This is a genomic window from Vibrio sp. Y176 (assembly GCF_033438945.1).
On the sequence record NZ_JAWOQS010000339.1, the window covers coordinates 1 to 805 of the forward strand.

At 43.9% G+C, this 805-nt stretch carries 1 protein-coding gene and 1 pseudogene; one reads left to right on the forward strand and one right to left on the reverse strand.

Annotation, left to right across the window (positions count from 1 at the left end):
• A partial coding sequence (locus R7O13_RS25925) for an RluA family pseudouridine synthase (protein WP_318305082.1) occupies positions 1-627 on the forward strand: 627 nt, incomplete at its 5' end.
• Positions 628-723: 96 nt separating this feature from the next.
• Here the strand turns inward: R7O13_RS25925 and R7O13_RS25930 are convergent.
• Positions 724-805: pseudogene (locus R7O13_RS25930) on the reverse strand (septum formation inhibitor Maf); the annotation flags it as partial.

Genomic DNA, 805 nt, shown 5'->3' on the forward strand with positions numbered 1-805 from the left:
AAACCGTCTGGTACAGCAGTGCATGGTGGTAGTGGCTTGAAGTTTGGTGCAATTGAAGCATTAAGGGCACTGCGTCCACAGGCACGCTTCCTCGAATTGGTTCACCGTATTGACAGAGATACCTCGGGTATTTTACTGGTTGCTAAAAAGCGCTCCGCGCTTCGCCATTTGCAAGCGCAGTTCCGTGAAAAAACGGTGAAGAAGTTTTACTTCGCCTTAGTGATGGGGCAATGGAAAAGCAGCTGTAAAGTTGTGAACGCCCCCCTACTTAAAAATGAAGTGAACAGTATTGTACGAGTGAACCCAAACGGTAAGCCATCAGAAACGCGTTTCAAAATTCTTGAGAAATTTGAGCAAGCGACGTTGATTCAAGCCAGCCCAATTACGGGGCGTACTCACCAAATTCGTGTGCATACTCAGTACACCGGACATCCTATCGCATGGGATGATCGTTACGGAGATAGACGTTTTGATGCCTATACTGGTCAACTTGGATTGGACCGTTTGTTTTTGCATGCCGCGAACATTAAGTTTCAACATCCGTCTAATGATGAATGGATGGAAATTAATGCTCCGATGGAATCCAAACTAGAGAAAGTGCTTGTTGGATTAAGAAAGGCAAACTGAACGCATTTACTATAAACAAAGGGAGCTTTAGCTCCCTTTTTACATTTGACTTATATCTATTAGGTTTCAAATGATGAGTAGAGGCGTTGATTAAACTTACAAGATCTCGGAACCTTGCTTTTGCAGCATATCAATCCAATCAATCAGAGGCAGGCCAACGAGAGTGTTTGGATCTTTG